The organism is Chloroflexota bacterium (genome assembly GCA_034717495.1).
Lineage (GTDB): Bacteria > Chloroflexota > Anaerolineae > JAAEKA01 > JAAEKA01 > JAYELL01.
In genome coordinates this window covers 1-13,261 of sequence record JAYELL010000076.1, presented here as the reverse complement: position 1 = coordinate 13,261, position 13,261 = coordinate 1, and the positions used below count along the sequence as shown (strand labels likewise).

At 58.4% G+C, this 13,261-nt stretch carries 9 protein-coding genes and 1 tRNA gene; all 10 read right to left on the bottom strand.

All coding sequences use genetic code 11. The annotated features are described in order from the left end of the window. Window positions 1-63 precede the first annotated feature (63 nt). Window positions 64-1,437, bottom strand: coding sequence for a sulfatase-like hydrolase/transferase (locus U9R25_14000; protein MEA3337019.1), 1,374 nt, complete (start codon window positions 1,435-1,437; stop codon window positions 64-66). Window positions 1,438-1,499: 62 nt separating this feature from the next. Beyond that, window positions 1,500-2,690: an NAD-dependent epimerase/dehydratase family protein gene (locus U9R25_13995; GenBank protein MEA3337018.1), complete on the bottom strand. Its 1,191-nt coding sequence runs from the start codon at window positions 2,688-2,690 to the stop codon at window positions 1,500-1,502. A gap of 615 nt (window positions 2,691-3,305) precedes the next feature. Next, window positions 3,306-3,866 carry an acyltransferase gene (locus tag U9R25_13990; protein MEA3337017.1) on the bottom strand — a complete coding sequence of 187 codons (561 nt, stop codon included), beginning with the start codon at window positions 3,864-3,866 and terminating at the stop codon, window positions 3,306-3,308. After that, window positions 3,863-4,912, bottom strand: coding sequence for a lysylphosphatidylglycerol synthase transmembrane domain-containing protein (locus U9R25_13985; GenBank protein MEA3337016.1), 1,050 nt, complete (start codon window positions 4,910-4,912; stop codon window positions 3,863-3,865). Before U9R25_13985 ends, U9R25_13990 begins: the two co-directional genes overlap by 4 nt. After that, complete coding sequence (locus U9R25_13980; protein MEA3337015.1) at window positions 4,885-5,595, bottom strand: class I SAM-dependent methyltransferase; 711 nt, start codon at window positions 5,593-5,595, stop codon at window positions 4,885-4,887. The genes U9R25_13985 and U9R25_13980 overlap by 28 nt, the downstream gene beginning before the upstream one ends. Continuing rightward, complete coding sequence (locus U9R25_13975) at window positions 5,595-6,734, bottom strand: glycosyltransferase family 4 protein (GenBank protein ID MEA3337014.1); 1,140 nt, start codon at window positions 6,732-6,734, stop codon at window positions 5,595-5,597. The genes U9R25_13980 and U9R25_13975 overlap by 1 nt, the downstream gene beginning before the upstream one ends. Beyond that, entirely contained in the window at window positions 6,734-7,774 is a 1,041-nt protein-coding gene (locus tag U9R25_13970; GenBank protein MEA3337013.1) for a DUF2304 family protein, read from the bottom strand. The genes U9R25_13975 and U9R25_13970 overlap by 1 nt, the downstream gene beginning before the upstream one ends. A 55-nt stretch (window positions 7,775-7,829) precedes the next feature. Beyond that, window positions 7,830-10,592 (bottom strand): tetratricopeptide repeat protein, encoded by a 2,763-nt coding sequence (locus U9R25_13965; GenBank protein ID MEA3337012.1) that lies wholly within the window; start codon window positions 10,590-10,592, stop codon window positions 7,830-7,832. 3 nt (window positions 10,593-10,595) lie between these two features. Continuing rightward, entirely contained in the window at window positions 10,596-12,608 is a 2,013-nt protein-coding gene (locus tag U9R25_13960; GenBank protein ID MEA3337011.1) for a hypothetical protein, read from the bottom strand. A 212-nt stretch (window positions 12,609-12,820) separates the two neighbouring features. Beyond that, window positions 12,821-12,903 (bottom strand) — tRNA-Leu (locus U9R25_13955). Between the last annotated feature and the right edge of the window lie 358 nt (window positions 12,904-13,261).

The following is a 13,261-nucleotide window of genomic DNA, read 5'->3' as shown; positions in this document are numbered from 1 at the left end:
GGGCAGCCTGGCCGTCATTATACGCCAGAACCCAAGCGGTCGCAAAGATTTTCCGGTTCCCGTTTAAGAGTTCCAGGCCGCAGCCACACGCTGGACATCGACGACATCGATATCGGCATCGTAGTCCAGATCCATGCGATCACCGCAGATGCCTGGTTCATACTGTTTCCAACATGCAGCAGCCAATGTAACATCGCTGACATCGACGTTGCCATCGCGGTTGATATCAGCTCGATGGTAGAGCAGCGCCCATGGTGGGGGCTGAGCACTGTCTATCTCCTGACAGCCCGACCCCGCGCAGACGAAATACGCATTCAACCAGGAGGAGAGTTGGTTCTTGAAAGTCAGATCCGCATCATCGTACTGGTTGTATATTTCGTAGGGATCGGATACCATGTCGTACAACTCGCGGGCGGGGCCAATGCGGGAGATATATTTGTACGATTCTGTGCGCAAGCCGGTGAAATCCGGTACCGGCGGATCCGAACCGATAGATCGGTGGGTGAGAGCTTCGGGAATCACGCTGCCAAAATTAGGGAAGGCCGCCGCATTCGACTCGGGACGCCAGTGTTCGAACAAGATTGCCTGGCGCCAGCCATCAGGAGGCGTTCCGCCAAGCATGAGGGGCAGCAACGAACGACCGTCGCTGGGCACCAGGGGTGACGTTTCCGCTATCTCCGCAAAAGTGGGCGCAAGATCGATAAGTGCGGCGAGGCGACCGTCGCTGGTTCCCGGCGCAACACCTGGACCTCTTACCAGCAGGGGAATCTGAAGATCCTCTGCATAGGGAGTGCCCTTTCCGACTTGATAGCGATGTTGCCCCATGTGCAGACCGTTGTCTGATGCGAAGAAGATGTAGGTGTTTTCCAACTGACCGGCATCCTGGAGGGTTAAAACGACGCTTTCCACTAACTCATCGACCGCCTGCAGCGACCGCAGTTGCCCGCGTCGAAAGTCGTCCATACCTGCGATTTCTGATGGAGTCAGTGGAGGAATGGTGGGATAGTTATTCAGATATTTCCCTATCAGTGCCGTCTGGTAGCCGGCATCTTCCAGGGTGACTGCGATTGTGGTCTCTTCCTGACCATTGTCATGAAATTTCTGGAAACCTCCCAAAGGGGGAAGATTGTAGTAGTTCTGGTGATTGTGGGCATACTGTCCGGTGAGCAGAGATACCCGTGCAGGACAACACAATGAGATCGGCACAAATGCGTTGGCAAAGGTCATGCCCTGGTTGGCAATCAGATCCTCCAGGCGGGGCATCACATCCAAGCTTCCCAACCGAAGGTCCTGGTCATCGGTCAGGAGAAGCACGATGTTCGCCCTGGTGTTGGTTGCCTTGCGGGTACCAACCTGGGCGCGCAGTACCGGTGCCAAACTGATCCACAACATAAGGCTGGCCATCAGGAATTGTAGCGTCAACCGTCCGGTAATCATGTCTTCCTCCCGCGCGTCTGCCAGCGAACCGAGACATTCAGGAAAACACGTCGGCTCCCTCGCTATTCTTCATTCAACCATCGCGATTTGCGCCGCGTGCCATCCCATCGAATATCTGGAATCAATACATCCTTGACCGCCTCGATACGGTCGCTATAGGTGATCAGGTCGCCCAGCATCACGCGCAGCTCCGCTTCCATATCGTGGGTGGGTTGGTAGCCCAGGTCGAGCAGATGTTGGTGGTCGGGCTCGTAGTAGTGCTCTTCCATCTCCATGCGCGGGTTCTCGATGTTGCGAATCTGGCCGTCAAGGCCCAGCTCACGCGATACCTTTTGCACCTTCAGAGCCAATTCGGTGACGTCATAGGTCTCCTCGAACTGGTTGAATACCCGATATTCGCCGGCCTCCGGCGGATTTTCGATGGCGAGGGTCATGCATTGCATCGAGTCCCTTAACGGCAGGAAACCGCGCTTCTGATGGCCGATGCCGAAGGGGGTCATGGGCTCGCCGATGACCGACTGGCAGCAGAAGCGGTTGATGGCGGTACCGAAGCTCTGGTCGAAATCGAGCCGGGTCAGCAGGCGCTCGTCATCCCCCATCTCGTCGATGCGCGTGCCGTAGACCACGCCCTGCATGATGTCGGTGCTGCGCAGGTTCCAGATCTTGCAGGCGAACATGATGTTGTTGCTGCCGTGGACCTTGCTCCAGTGATACCAGGAGCCGGCCTGGCGGGGGAAGGGCAGCCTATCCTTGCGGCCGCGGAACTCGATGTCGAAGAAGCCCTCGGGAATGTCCACATTGGGCGTGCCGTACTCACCCATGGTGCCCAGCTTGACCAGGTGGGCGTCAGGTGTGATGTCATGCATGGCGAAGAGGATGTTGAAGGTGCCCACGATGTTGTTTACCTGTACCCAGGTGGCGTGCTGGACATCGATCATCGAATAGGGCGCCGAGGGGCACTCGCCCAGGTGTACGATGGCCTCCGGCTGGAAGTCCTCGAAGATGCCCTTGACCAGATTCCAATCGGTCAGGTCACCGGTTTTGTAATAAGGCGCTTCGCCCCATCGTTCCTCGAAGGCATGCAGACGATCGGGCATGTCTGCAATCGGCGTGGCGCTGTGGCTGTCCATCTCCGCCACCCATTGGCGGCGGAAGTAGGCGTCAACGCCGGCGACCTGATGGCCGCGGGCGGTCAGGTACTGGGCCAGGGTCCAACCAAGATAGCCATCCATTCCCGCAATGAATACTTTCACTTCTTGCTCCTTTTTGCCGGGCCAGTGCCAGGCTTTGATATGGGACAAAATATCATGGAGCGTCAAACGCTCCGATAGGTACCGATTCCAGATGCCGAAAGCGAGTCGTCGATTCCGCAATACCTTCTGGCACCGACACCTGTGGCTTCCACGCCTCATTCACGAACAACAATTATACGCCAACACCGATTGCGTCGCAAAGCTTCTGCGGGCCGCTTCGACAATTCCCCTGAGGAAACTCGGTTATATCATGCTGAAAGCTGTCCTGAGCTTGCCGAAGGGTCACTGAGTTTCTCTTGCAGCACGAATGATCCCTCCGTGTCTCCTAACCTGGACAAGCCGGAGGAACGCTGATTTACGCAGACCTTCGGCGCAGATTCTCGCTGATCTTCTCTGCTCTCTGATCAGCGTTTATCGGCAGTTATCTGCGGTAATGTTTTTTTCTCTCTTCACCGCTGATTTACGCAGACCTTCGGCGCAGATTCACGCTGATCTTTCTTGGATTGATCTGCGTCTGTCAGTGTTCATCGTGCTCCGGTACATCCTTGTTAAGTTCGTGAGGGGAGCCGGTATCGTCGATGGGCACGGCAGGCCTGCCAGATCGGGTAGGGTTGCTCAGGCGCTCCAGGCACCGCTAATCTCTTCCGGCAGCGATTTGTCGCCGCGCTGGCCGATGATGCGGGCCGGGACCCCGCCGGCGATGGCGCCGGCGGGGATGTCTTGCGTCACCACGGCACCAGTGCCCACCACCGCCCCGCGGCCGATGCTCACCGCTGCAGCGATGATCGCGTTCATGCCGATGAAGACATCATCCTCGATCACGACATCCCCGACCCACATGGCATGCTCGTTGTAAGCGGGGTCGTAGAAATGTGTTAATATCTTGGCACCGTCGGTGATCTTCACATTGACGCCGATATGGATTCTTTCCGGGTGAAGTTGGTCAAATACCACGTTATCGCCGATGAACACCCGACGATGATCGACAAAATCGACGCCACGCCAGGCGTGGATGCCAGCTCTCATTCGAGGCGTGACCCACACGCTGTGGCGGGCCCAGTGACCGAGAAGCTTGTTTAGGAGCCGCCGGGGCCTGGCAAAGATGCGCCAACGGCTGGTCCAGGCGGATTGCTCCAGGAACGTGGCCTGTGAAGGTTGCTGCTCTTTCCCGGTCATGCGATTCCTTCCTGGCGGCGGATGCTGCGACGAACTGTCGAAGTCAGGCCCGCCAGCAGTCCCAACAAAATCAGGTAGCTCAACGTCACGGCATGGATGCTGAAAGCCAGCGTGGTTGCTTCAGCCGTGGAAAACCCGAGGGCGGTCAATCCCAGTATCCAGCCTACTTCCCTAACACCGAGTCCGGCAATGCCCTGGATCGGCAGCAAATTGGTCATGAGCGCCAGTGAAGCGCAAAAAGCGGCCATCCAGTAGTTGAAATCGTAGCCCAACGCCTGAATGACGACCAGAAATACCAGATAACTGATGCCCCAGATCAGGAATGAATAGAAACCGATGGCGGCGACCTGGCCAATGTTGCTGATCTGGCGCAGGTTATCGATAAAGCGATGGCCCGCAGCAAGGACCCGGTTACCCCCTTGCCGAAGGCGTTCGGGCGACCAACGCGTGTGGAGACTTTCAAGGATTTTCAACAATCGGTCGCCCATCCACGGCGCCAGAATCAAGGCGACGATAGCTGCGGCCAGCACCACCAGGGCAACGAAGATCAATTGTGACGACATGGCCAATTGCTGGCGAATGACCAGCGCGGAGACCAGGAAGATCAGGCTGACCATGATCAAATCGAAGAGACGGGTAACCACCAGCGCCGGGGTACTCTGGCTGATGCCCACGTCATGCCAACGACGCATGAGATAGGGATAGGAAATCTCGCCAGCGCCGAAGGGCAGCAGGCCGGTCGCCATGTTGTACAGGCAAGTGGTTTCGTAGACATCCAGTCTGGTGACGGGTCGGTCGGTCGACGTGGCCAGGCGGAAGCGCAGGCCTTTGAACCAGTTGGCCACCGCATAGATGGCAAAGCCCAGCAGGATCAGTCGCCGGTCGCTGGATGCCAGGACGACTGCGATCTCGCCCAGGGAGGTCTGGCGCGATAACAGGGCGACCAGAATGGCCGACATAGCCATCGCTGCCAGCAGGCGAGTCCAGCGCCGCCGGCGCCCGGACCTTAGGTCGGCATCTACCGTGTGTTCGTTGTCTTGCGACATATCCAGAAAACTCGCACCCGCCAGTTGGAAGGCAAGGCTAATTCTCCCTGCTCCAGCAGCCGTACCATCAACTCTGGCAAACGATTGTACAACATCGGTGCCAGGAAAAACATCTCGTGCCGCTGGGTGATCTCCAGCCCAGCCTGCACCAGGAGTTCGGCAAAATCGGAATCCCGGTGATAATGGACCGTGGACAGTTGCCTTCCGGCGAAACCCAGATGCCGAGGGCTCCGGCGGTTGGTATCCACGATAAGTGTGCCGCCCGGTTTGACGACGCGAGCCAGTTCACGCAGCAACCTGGCCACTTGATCCTGCCTGTCGGGCCCAAAGAAGTGGATGAAGCGCAGGCAAACACAGGCGTCGAAACTATATGGCAGCAGGGGTAAGACCGAGGCGTCAGCCTGGACCAGGATCGGCGCGTTTGGACCACTTTCACTGCTGCCGACAAGTGCCAGCATATCCTGGGAAAGATCGATGCTGGTGACATCGAAGCCCTGCCCGGCCAGGGTCAGGGCGACGCGTCCAGTCCCTGTGGGCACGTCGAGGACCGTTCTCGTTCCTGAGGGAAGAGAGGCCAGAACGGTGTCCAACTCCCGCATATTGACGTAGCGACCGCCGGCGCCACGAAAGCGCCGGGCATCGTAGCGAGCGGCCAACTCGCCCTGGTAGGCTCGCTGAACCATTATCTTCTCCTGGTCAAAAGCTGTTGATAAATCTGATGAAAAGCTGCAGCCACCACGGTCGGCGAGCAACGTCGGGCGACCTTCTGTTGGTTAGCCAGTTGCCTGAGCCGCGCCGCTGGATCATCAGCCAGTGCCAAAATAGCCTGAGCGACGGCCGCAGGATCGCCGGGCCGCACCAGGGAGGCAGCCTCGCCACCCGGTAACTCATCGAGAGGGCGGATATCGGAGGTTACCAGGGGCACCCCAACGGTGACTGCCTCGAGCAAGGTATTCGGGAAAAGCTGTGTACCAACCAGGTGTCGATAAGGCTGAACCAGCAGATCGAGGCCACGCAGGAATTGAACCCTGTCGACTCTGCCCCACAGCCTGATGCAGTCAGCGTAGCGACTGCGTTGGATGGCCTGGCGCACTGCGCCACTATCTCCACGCCCGCTCCATGCCAACATCAGCTCTGACGAGTCTAACTCGCCAGCTACCTGTTCGAATGCTTCCAGCAACAGATCAACGCCCTTGGAGGGGGTAAAGTGCCCCATGAAGCCGATGCGAAACCGCCTGGAATCACGTTGGGCCGGCATTGCATTGGGCGTGATATCAGTGGTATTCGGCACAACATGCAGGCGATCGGCGGGAAACCCCAGGTGTTTCAGTTGATCGATCTGAAACTGGCTGGCGACACTGAAGGCAGCACTGTTGGGCATCCTTGCGCTGAGCCTGGCCCAGAGCGGATGGTAGGCAACATATTTGAACATATACCAACTCATCGCGTCCAGCGATCCATTGTGCAGGAGCCAATTAAAACCTTCGTGGCATTGGGTCGAAAAGGTGGTCAGAACCGGTGCCGATCCGGCACGAACAAGCAGTCCCGATATCCAGGCCAGGCTGGGATTCAACAGGAAAAGATGTAACAAATCGGTATCCGCCGTACGCAAGTAATGGCGCAGTAAGCGCACATTTTTTAGCACTTGATTCACCCCTGCGGCAGGTGGAGACCACCATTCAACCTGATAGCCCAGCCCGTTCAGTACCGCCTCTACCTGGTCTGGTGCGATGGGCATACCGACCGGGGATTGGTTGGCCATCTCCAGGCTGGCGTCGGGGCTGGCAAGAAGGATGTGCGGGCGTTTCTGCAGCCTGTCCATCAGCGCAGCCACGTGGAGAAAATCGCCCGCGTGAAGCCCAATGCGTAGCGCACAGTCGGCCCCTTTTTGCTCTCGCCGCTGGCTCGGCGCCGAACGGTGATTGGGACCTCGATAACCCGCAAGCCCTTCTTGAATGCCTCGATGAGCATCTCCGTGCTGTGATACTGAGTCTGGCGCAGGTCGAGCCGGGCCAGATCCCCGGCTCTGATGGCTCGAAAGGCGTTGGAACAATCGGTGATGTGGGTCAAAGTCAATGCGCTGATCAGCCAGTTGAAGAGTACGACGCCCAGGGCTCGCACCTCGCTCTCCTTCTCGTAGGAGCCCAGCACGCGGGAGCCGTTGACCAGGTCGGCCTGATCGTCGAGAATGGGCGCCACGAGGAGAGGAATTTCCTCCGGCAGATGCTGGCCATCAGCGTCCAGGGAGACGATGATCTCGGCGCCCCGCTCCAGCGCCAATTCGTAGCCCGCTTTCAGGGCCGCGCCGCCGCCCCGGTTGATGATATGGGTGACGGCCGCGGCCTGACTCTGGCGCACCACGTCGGTCGTATCGTCGGTGGCGCCATCCACCACCACGATGGCGTCCACATCCAACCCGCCGACCTGCTGGGGCAAGCGCTGCAACACATTTCCAATGTTCTCGGCCTCGTTGTAGGCTGGGATGATTACTGCGATCGGTGCGCCGCCCTCCTGACCGTACTGGCGGCGAAACTCCGCCTGTGCCATGGCCTGCACCAGGCGGTTCAGAGTCTGCTGGTTTTCGGCGATGCCGGCCCGGGTGCGTAGATAGAGCAGGAAGAGCAGAAAATTGGAAAAGATCAACAGCCCGATCAGTCGCCCGCCGCCCCCCTTGTTGAAGCTGAACCAGCCCAGGACCGTGTTGAAGGCATCGGGGAAGAGGGAAACGAGCAGCAGGCCGGCCGCCATGAACAAGGCCAGCAGAGCGTCCTGGTTGCTGATTCGCCTGCCGCGCTTGGCTACCAGCACGAAGGCGAAAAGGGTGAGGCTGACGATGAGACCGGCAATCCGAAGTAGCGACATAGGGCGTTTGGCTCTGGCTTTTGACGGAATGACTCAATAAAAATGTGTTGTAGTGTTAGTTCTCCAACCCCTGCAGGCGCCGGGCAGCTTCCTGGCCAAGAGTCGAGTTGGGCCATTGGGTGATGACCGCCCGATAGGCTGCTGCGGCCTCAGCGTCATCACCAGCACCCTGCTGGGCTTCGCCCAACAGAAACTGGGCCCCCTGATGCCTGGGATTCACGTCGAGCACCTGGGTGAACGAGTTAACGGCCTTACGGTAATCCTCCAGGCCCAAATGTACCTTACCGAGGTTGTATTGGAAGGACAGGTTATCGGCATAATTCGGATCCAGCTCCAGTGCTCTGGCAAGGGCATCAGCCGCCTGATCCCAACTGCTCAATTCGATAGAAGCCCGTCCAACCTGAAAGTGATAGGAGCCATTGTCAGGCGATAACTCGACAGCTTTCTGATAATAAGGCAGGGCCTCCTCAGCCCTATCGATCGCGAAATAGGTCTGGCCCAGGCCAAAATTGAGCCAGGGGTTGTCGGGAATATGCCGCAGCCCCCGGCGGTAGACGTCGATAGCCCCCTCGTTGTCGTCGCGAGTTCTGTGGTATTTGGCCAGGCCCAGGTAAGCGCGAACTGCATCTGGATTCACCTCGATGACTCGCTGATACGCGTTCGCAGCTTTGTCCCATGCATCGCCGGCATCGGGATTATCTCCTGCCTTGGCTATGGCCTCCCAGAGTTTTCCTTGCTCCAGCAGGATTGAAGGATCATCCGGAGCAATCTCCAGCGCCTGGGAGAAGGCCTGGTCTGCCTCTTGAACTCTGTTGCCCAGCGCATACAGGTCACCCAAAGCCAGCCAAAGTGCCAGGGAATCCGGCCTGGTTTGCAGCCCTTCCAATAGCGCTGCCTCGGCCCCGGCCTGGTTGTCGGCGGCTCGCAGAGATTCCGCGTCATTCAGGATAGCCTGTACGGCAGGATCAATTGTCTGTTGCTGCGTCGAGGCAGACAGGGGCACTGGCTCTCCGTTCAAGCGGGCCAGCAATTTCTGCGCCTGGGTGCTCTCAGGTGACAGTTCCAGTACGTATTCGAGTATGCGACGTTGTTCATCGGGGGGCAGTTGTTTGACTGGTGGCCCGGTGCGCTTGAGCACCTCCACGACGTTTCCGTCGCCAAGGGAAATGGTGCTGATGCTGGCAAAACGGTCCTTGAGAACCTGGTCGCCGGCCAGCCAGCGCTGGTTGATCAGGTTCGCTTCTTCCCGCCAACCGCCCACACCGCTGTTGAAGATCAAATAATCATGATCCATCAGCATGAGCGCAAAATCCCTTATCCCTGGAACGTCGCCTATGGTAAGGGATTGAGCGGCGGGCCGGCCCCGTTCCCTGGCCAGCTGATTTTCGTAGGAGAAGGAGGAATATCCGAAATCCACCAGCTTGAACAGCAGTGTCAATCGCTGTGACTCTTCAGGGGATGCGCCTGCCTCGATATCACGCCAAACGAAATCAAGGATCGGTCGAACAGGCCAGGGATGGGCTTTGGGCGGGAATTGAAAGTAGATAGGTGCCGCCAGATCGACTAGCGGCCTTTCTTCTGGCGATTTGACGTTAAATGGGCGGAAGGAGTCCTGTACGGGTCCTGCATAGCGTTCCTGCAACGTGGAAGGCAGACCCCAGCTTACCACGAAAAAAGCGACCAGCTGGAAACCGATCGTCAGCGCGATCAGGCCTCGCCGCAGCGCGGGACGGCGAATGCCAACCATCCATTGGGCCGACAGCAGCGCAACGGCGGGCAAGAGCGGTATCATGTATCGCATATGCCCCCGAGAGACCAACGGATAGATAATGCCTGGCACCACAATCCAGATGATGGGGAACCAGTTTCGGCGGAACTCGAGCAGCCCGGTGACAAATCCGACGATGAACAGGATGAACGGCAATAACAGGAGGATATCGTCCAGCCAGGAAAGATACCACCATATGGGCCGGTCACGGAAACCACCGCTGGCAACGTTTTCGACGACACTCGCCTGTCTGCTAATCGTCTCCATGTGGGCGAGATACCAGGGCAAGGCGATGATCAGAGCCAGGACCACCGCGCCTGCCAGGTTGGCCAGGCGTCGCAGCAGTTTGGCACCGTCAGGTCCCATGGGTTGCTGTGGTCGCCAGGCCATCAGGTCGCGCCAGCCATTACCCTTCTCGGCGGTCAGGGCCATGATTGCAACTGCAATGCCGGGACCCAGGGCGAAGATAAAAAAGGTCTTTTTGGTCAAGAGACCCAGGCCGAGAAGCGCGCCAAAAACAAGGCTGGAACCTGTCTGGGAAAACGCCTCCGATCTCAGAAGGAGGTAGAAAGCAGCCGCGACCATCACCGCCAGGGATATATCCAGATAGTAGGTGCGCGAGATGGTGGCGACGATGGGATAAAACGACACCATGGCCGCGGCCAGGACTCCGGCCGTCTGATTGTAGAGCCTCTGGCCGATCAGGTAGGTCAAAATGATCAACAGGGCCAGAAGGACGGTATTGGTCGCCACGGAGACGTCGGGGTTGAACCCGAAGATCAGGTAGAGGGGCTGGGTGAATAGATAAGTGAGGGGCGGCCAAAAGGTGGTGGCCTCACTGATACCACCAAAGACACCCACATCTGGCTCGCTCAGGATGTGAGCGATCTTCATGCTGATGCGAGCGTGGTTGCCTGTATCACCAAACAGGATTCGGGTGTCCTGCCACAGCCAGATCATATTGGCTGCCGCGTGGAATAGAATCAGAACTGCCAGCGCAACAATTGGCCACCAGCGCGGCATCGCCGGCTTGGAATTGTCTGTCGCCACCTGTTACCTCATCTCACCAACGTGATCCGTCCAACATTGAGCCGCCACAATCACATCACGAATATCGATGATGCCATCTTTTTGAAGGTCGGCGGCCGGGCTGGCCGGGGGCACCGACAGATTGAACATTCCTGCAACTGTCTGGACATCGGCGATGCTGACGGTGCCGTCATCATTCACATCACACTGGATGTCCCGAATGTAAATCCGGTTGCTGAAAACAATCGGGTAACCCGAAAGATCCCGCACTTCGATGCGCACAAAGCTGGGCTGCCCAGTGTCGATCAACACCGGCTGGCCGGCCGAGATTGGCTCGTGATCGCGCAGATAGACCAAATCCCGGCCGGGGCTCTCGAGCACCTGTACCAATTGAACCTGGACATCGTCGGGCCAGGGGTCGATGTGAACATCCAACAAGGCCTGCCCGTCATGAACCGGGTAGACGCCACCCATGAGGGTATCTGCAAGCCGAAGATCCAACGCACCATCAAAGAGGGCCAGGTCGCCAAAAAAGACCCGGCAGCGCCGCAAGCCGTGCAACATGGCGTCCTGGCTGGATTCGGTCGCCTCGATCCATGATACCATGCTGGCTCTTCCCGGAACAAACGGTCCGCTGTGCTGATCGCTGGCCGCAATGCCGCATAGGGGAACCTGGTTGATGGCCAGCAGGTCCCAAAAACGGATGTGGTGATTCCAATCGATGTTGGCCCGATTGCGATAGATTTCGAGGATGTCTACATGCCAGGCCGAGACCGGCAACAGGATATCGAGAAGATCCTGGACAATCGCCTCCTGCTCATCGTCGGGCAACGGAGCGCCATAGGTTGCGCCGAACGGATGATTGAGAGCAACCAGCCCGCCGTTGTCATGAATCAGGGGAACGAAATCCCGGGCCTGGACATCGTCCCATCCCGGCACCAGGCCGGCATCCGATGGCAAGTAGGGATTCAGGTGTCTGAGACCGGCATTCTGTTCCCAACCCTCCAGGCCTACAACCTGGTAACGACTCTGGTAATCGGATATGGTGGCATGATGGTCTGCTACATTGGACACCGCATCGGGTTGGTGGCTATGCAAGTTGAAATTGCTGATCTCCATGCAGCTTTCTGCGCCTTCCCGGCCGCCGACCGAGAAATAGAGCTCCTGAATCGCGTTATCGTTGCCGTCCTGTAATACACTCACACCATCCAGCAGGGGCAGTTCCACATGAGTACCGGTGAGGGGCACCGTGGTCGTAACCCGGTGCGTGCCGATGATGACACTGGCCGGCTGGTCTGGATCAACGAAACGATAGACCAGGGATTGCGATCGGGGCTGGCCGTAATCATGCCAGGAGAGTCCCAGTTCCATCTGTGCGTAGGCGTCCGGGCCGCTGTCCACACACAGCGAAACATCGAGGCCCAGGACCGGATCGCTGGCCAGCGGGCGTACCAGACCGTGCCCCCTGAGGTTGGTACTGGGATTCCGCATGGCGCGATAGGTGAGCCAGGAATAATCTGTTCCTTCTCCATGGGCACTCATGCGCAATGAACCATCTTCCAACGCCACCGATTGTGAGCCATCGGCGCTGGTACTGGCTGCGAGCCAGCCAACCTGCCACCCTATCATGTAGATGTGGGTATCAGGTGGTGGCGGCATCTGGATATCCAACGTGTTGCTGATGGTGGCTTCGGGCAGGTTGATGGTGAAATCGGTGTCCTGGGTAAAGACCTTGTTGTACTCGCTCCACCAGATCACGTCGAGCCCGGCGTCGTGGGCCCAGTCGGTGTGCAACTGAACGGAAGCAGGTTGGGAGCCCGCGTTGTGGTTGCTCCAGCCGTGGATGTGCATCTGGGTGGAGTGCCACTCGTCCTCGTCGAAATGGGGAAATTCGTCATGTGGTGCCAGTTGGGCGGAGACCGGGGGGATCGACCAGCCACCGGGGCCGAGGCCGCTTGCCCAGGCGATCAGGAGGCAAACCGCAAAAACCATCATTGTTATCGACGATGCAGCCAGCTTTCGCTCAAAGCGATTCATATTGTTTTCTCCCAAATCCATCGGCCAAGGAACGGTACCACTCGATAGTTTCGCGTAGACCCTCTCTCAGTGAAAGAAGTGATTGTTGTGGATGATACCGCAAGTTGGTGGAATAGAGAAACAGTGGTGGGGGAATTCAGGCCCCGGAAACAAAACGAGAAAGGTGCCGGTGCGACGACCTTTCTCGGGGTGCCATGGTTCTCTTCCTCAGGTGCCCCCGGTCCGACTCGAACGGACACGCCCTATCGGGCACAGGCCCTCAACCTGCCGTGTATACCAATTCCACCACGGGGGCAAGTGGTATCAGGGATTATAGCATGGAATCGGGGAAATGTGGAAATATTGTGGCGAGTCGGGGACGCGGGGAGGGTTTGGACCACGAAGGCGCGAAGGGTGCGAAGGACGCGAAGCGCGAAGGGTACGAAGGACACGAAGAGGGGGGACGCGGGGAGGGGAGACGCGGGGACACGGAGACACGGGGAGGGGGGACGCGGCTTTCGGAAGACAGCGGACGACAGACGGCAGACCGCTTCCAGAAGACCGCAGACAACGGACGACGGACCGCGATCTATGGCCGGCCCTATTCGTGGACGGCCTTCGCACATCCCTCCCGGCCCCTTGCAGCGGGAGCGACCGGAAATTCCCCCCTCTGG

Coding starts and splice junctions, on each gene's coding strand:
- U9R25_13985 (MEA3337016.1), bottom strand. CDS start 4,912: ATGTCGCAAGACAACGAACACACGGTAGATGCCGACCTAAGGTCCGGG.
- U9R25_14000 (MEA3337019.1), bottom strand. CDS start 1,437: ATGATTACCGGACGGTTGACGCTACAATTCCTGATGGCCAGCCTTATG.
- U9R25_13980 (MEA3337015.1), bottom strand. CDS start 5,595: ATGGTTCAGCGAGCCTACCAGGGCGAGTTGGCCGCTCGCTACGATGCC.
- U9R25_13970 (MEA3337013.1), bottom strand. CDS start 7,774: ATGTCGCTACTTCGGATTGCCGGTCTCATCGTCAGCCTCACCCTTTTC.
- U9R25_13990 (MEA3337017.1), bottom strand. CDS start 3,866: ATGACCGGGAAAGAGCAGCAACCTTCACAGGCCACGTTCCTGGAGCAA.
- U9R25_13960 (MEA3337011.1), bottom strand. CDS start 12,608: ATGAATCGCTTTGAGCGAAAGCTGGCTGCATCGTCGATAACAATGATG.
- U9R25_13975 (MEA3337014.1), bottom strand. CDS start 6,734: ATGGACAGGCTGCAGAAACGCCCGCACATCCTTCTTGCCAGCCCCGAC.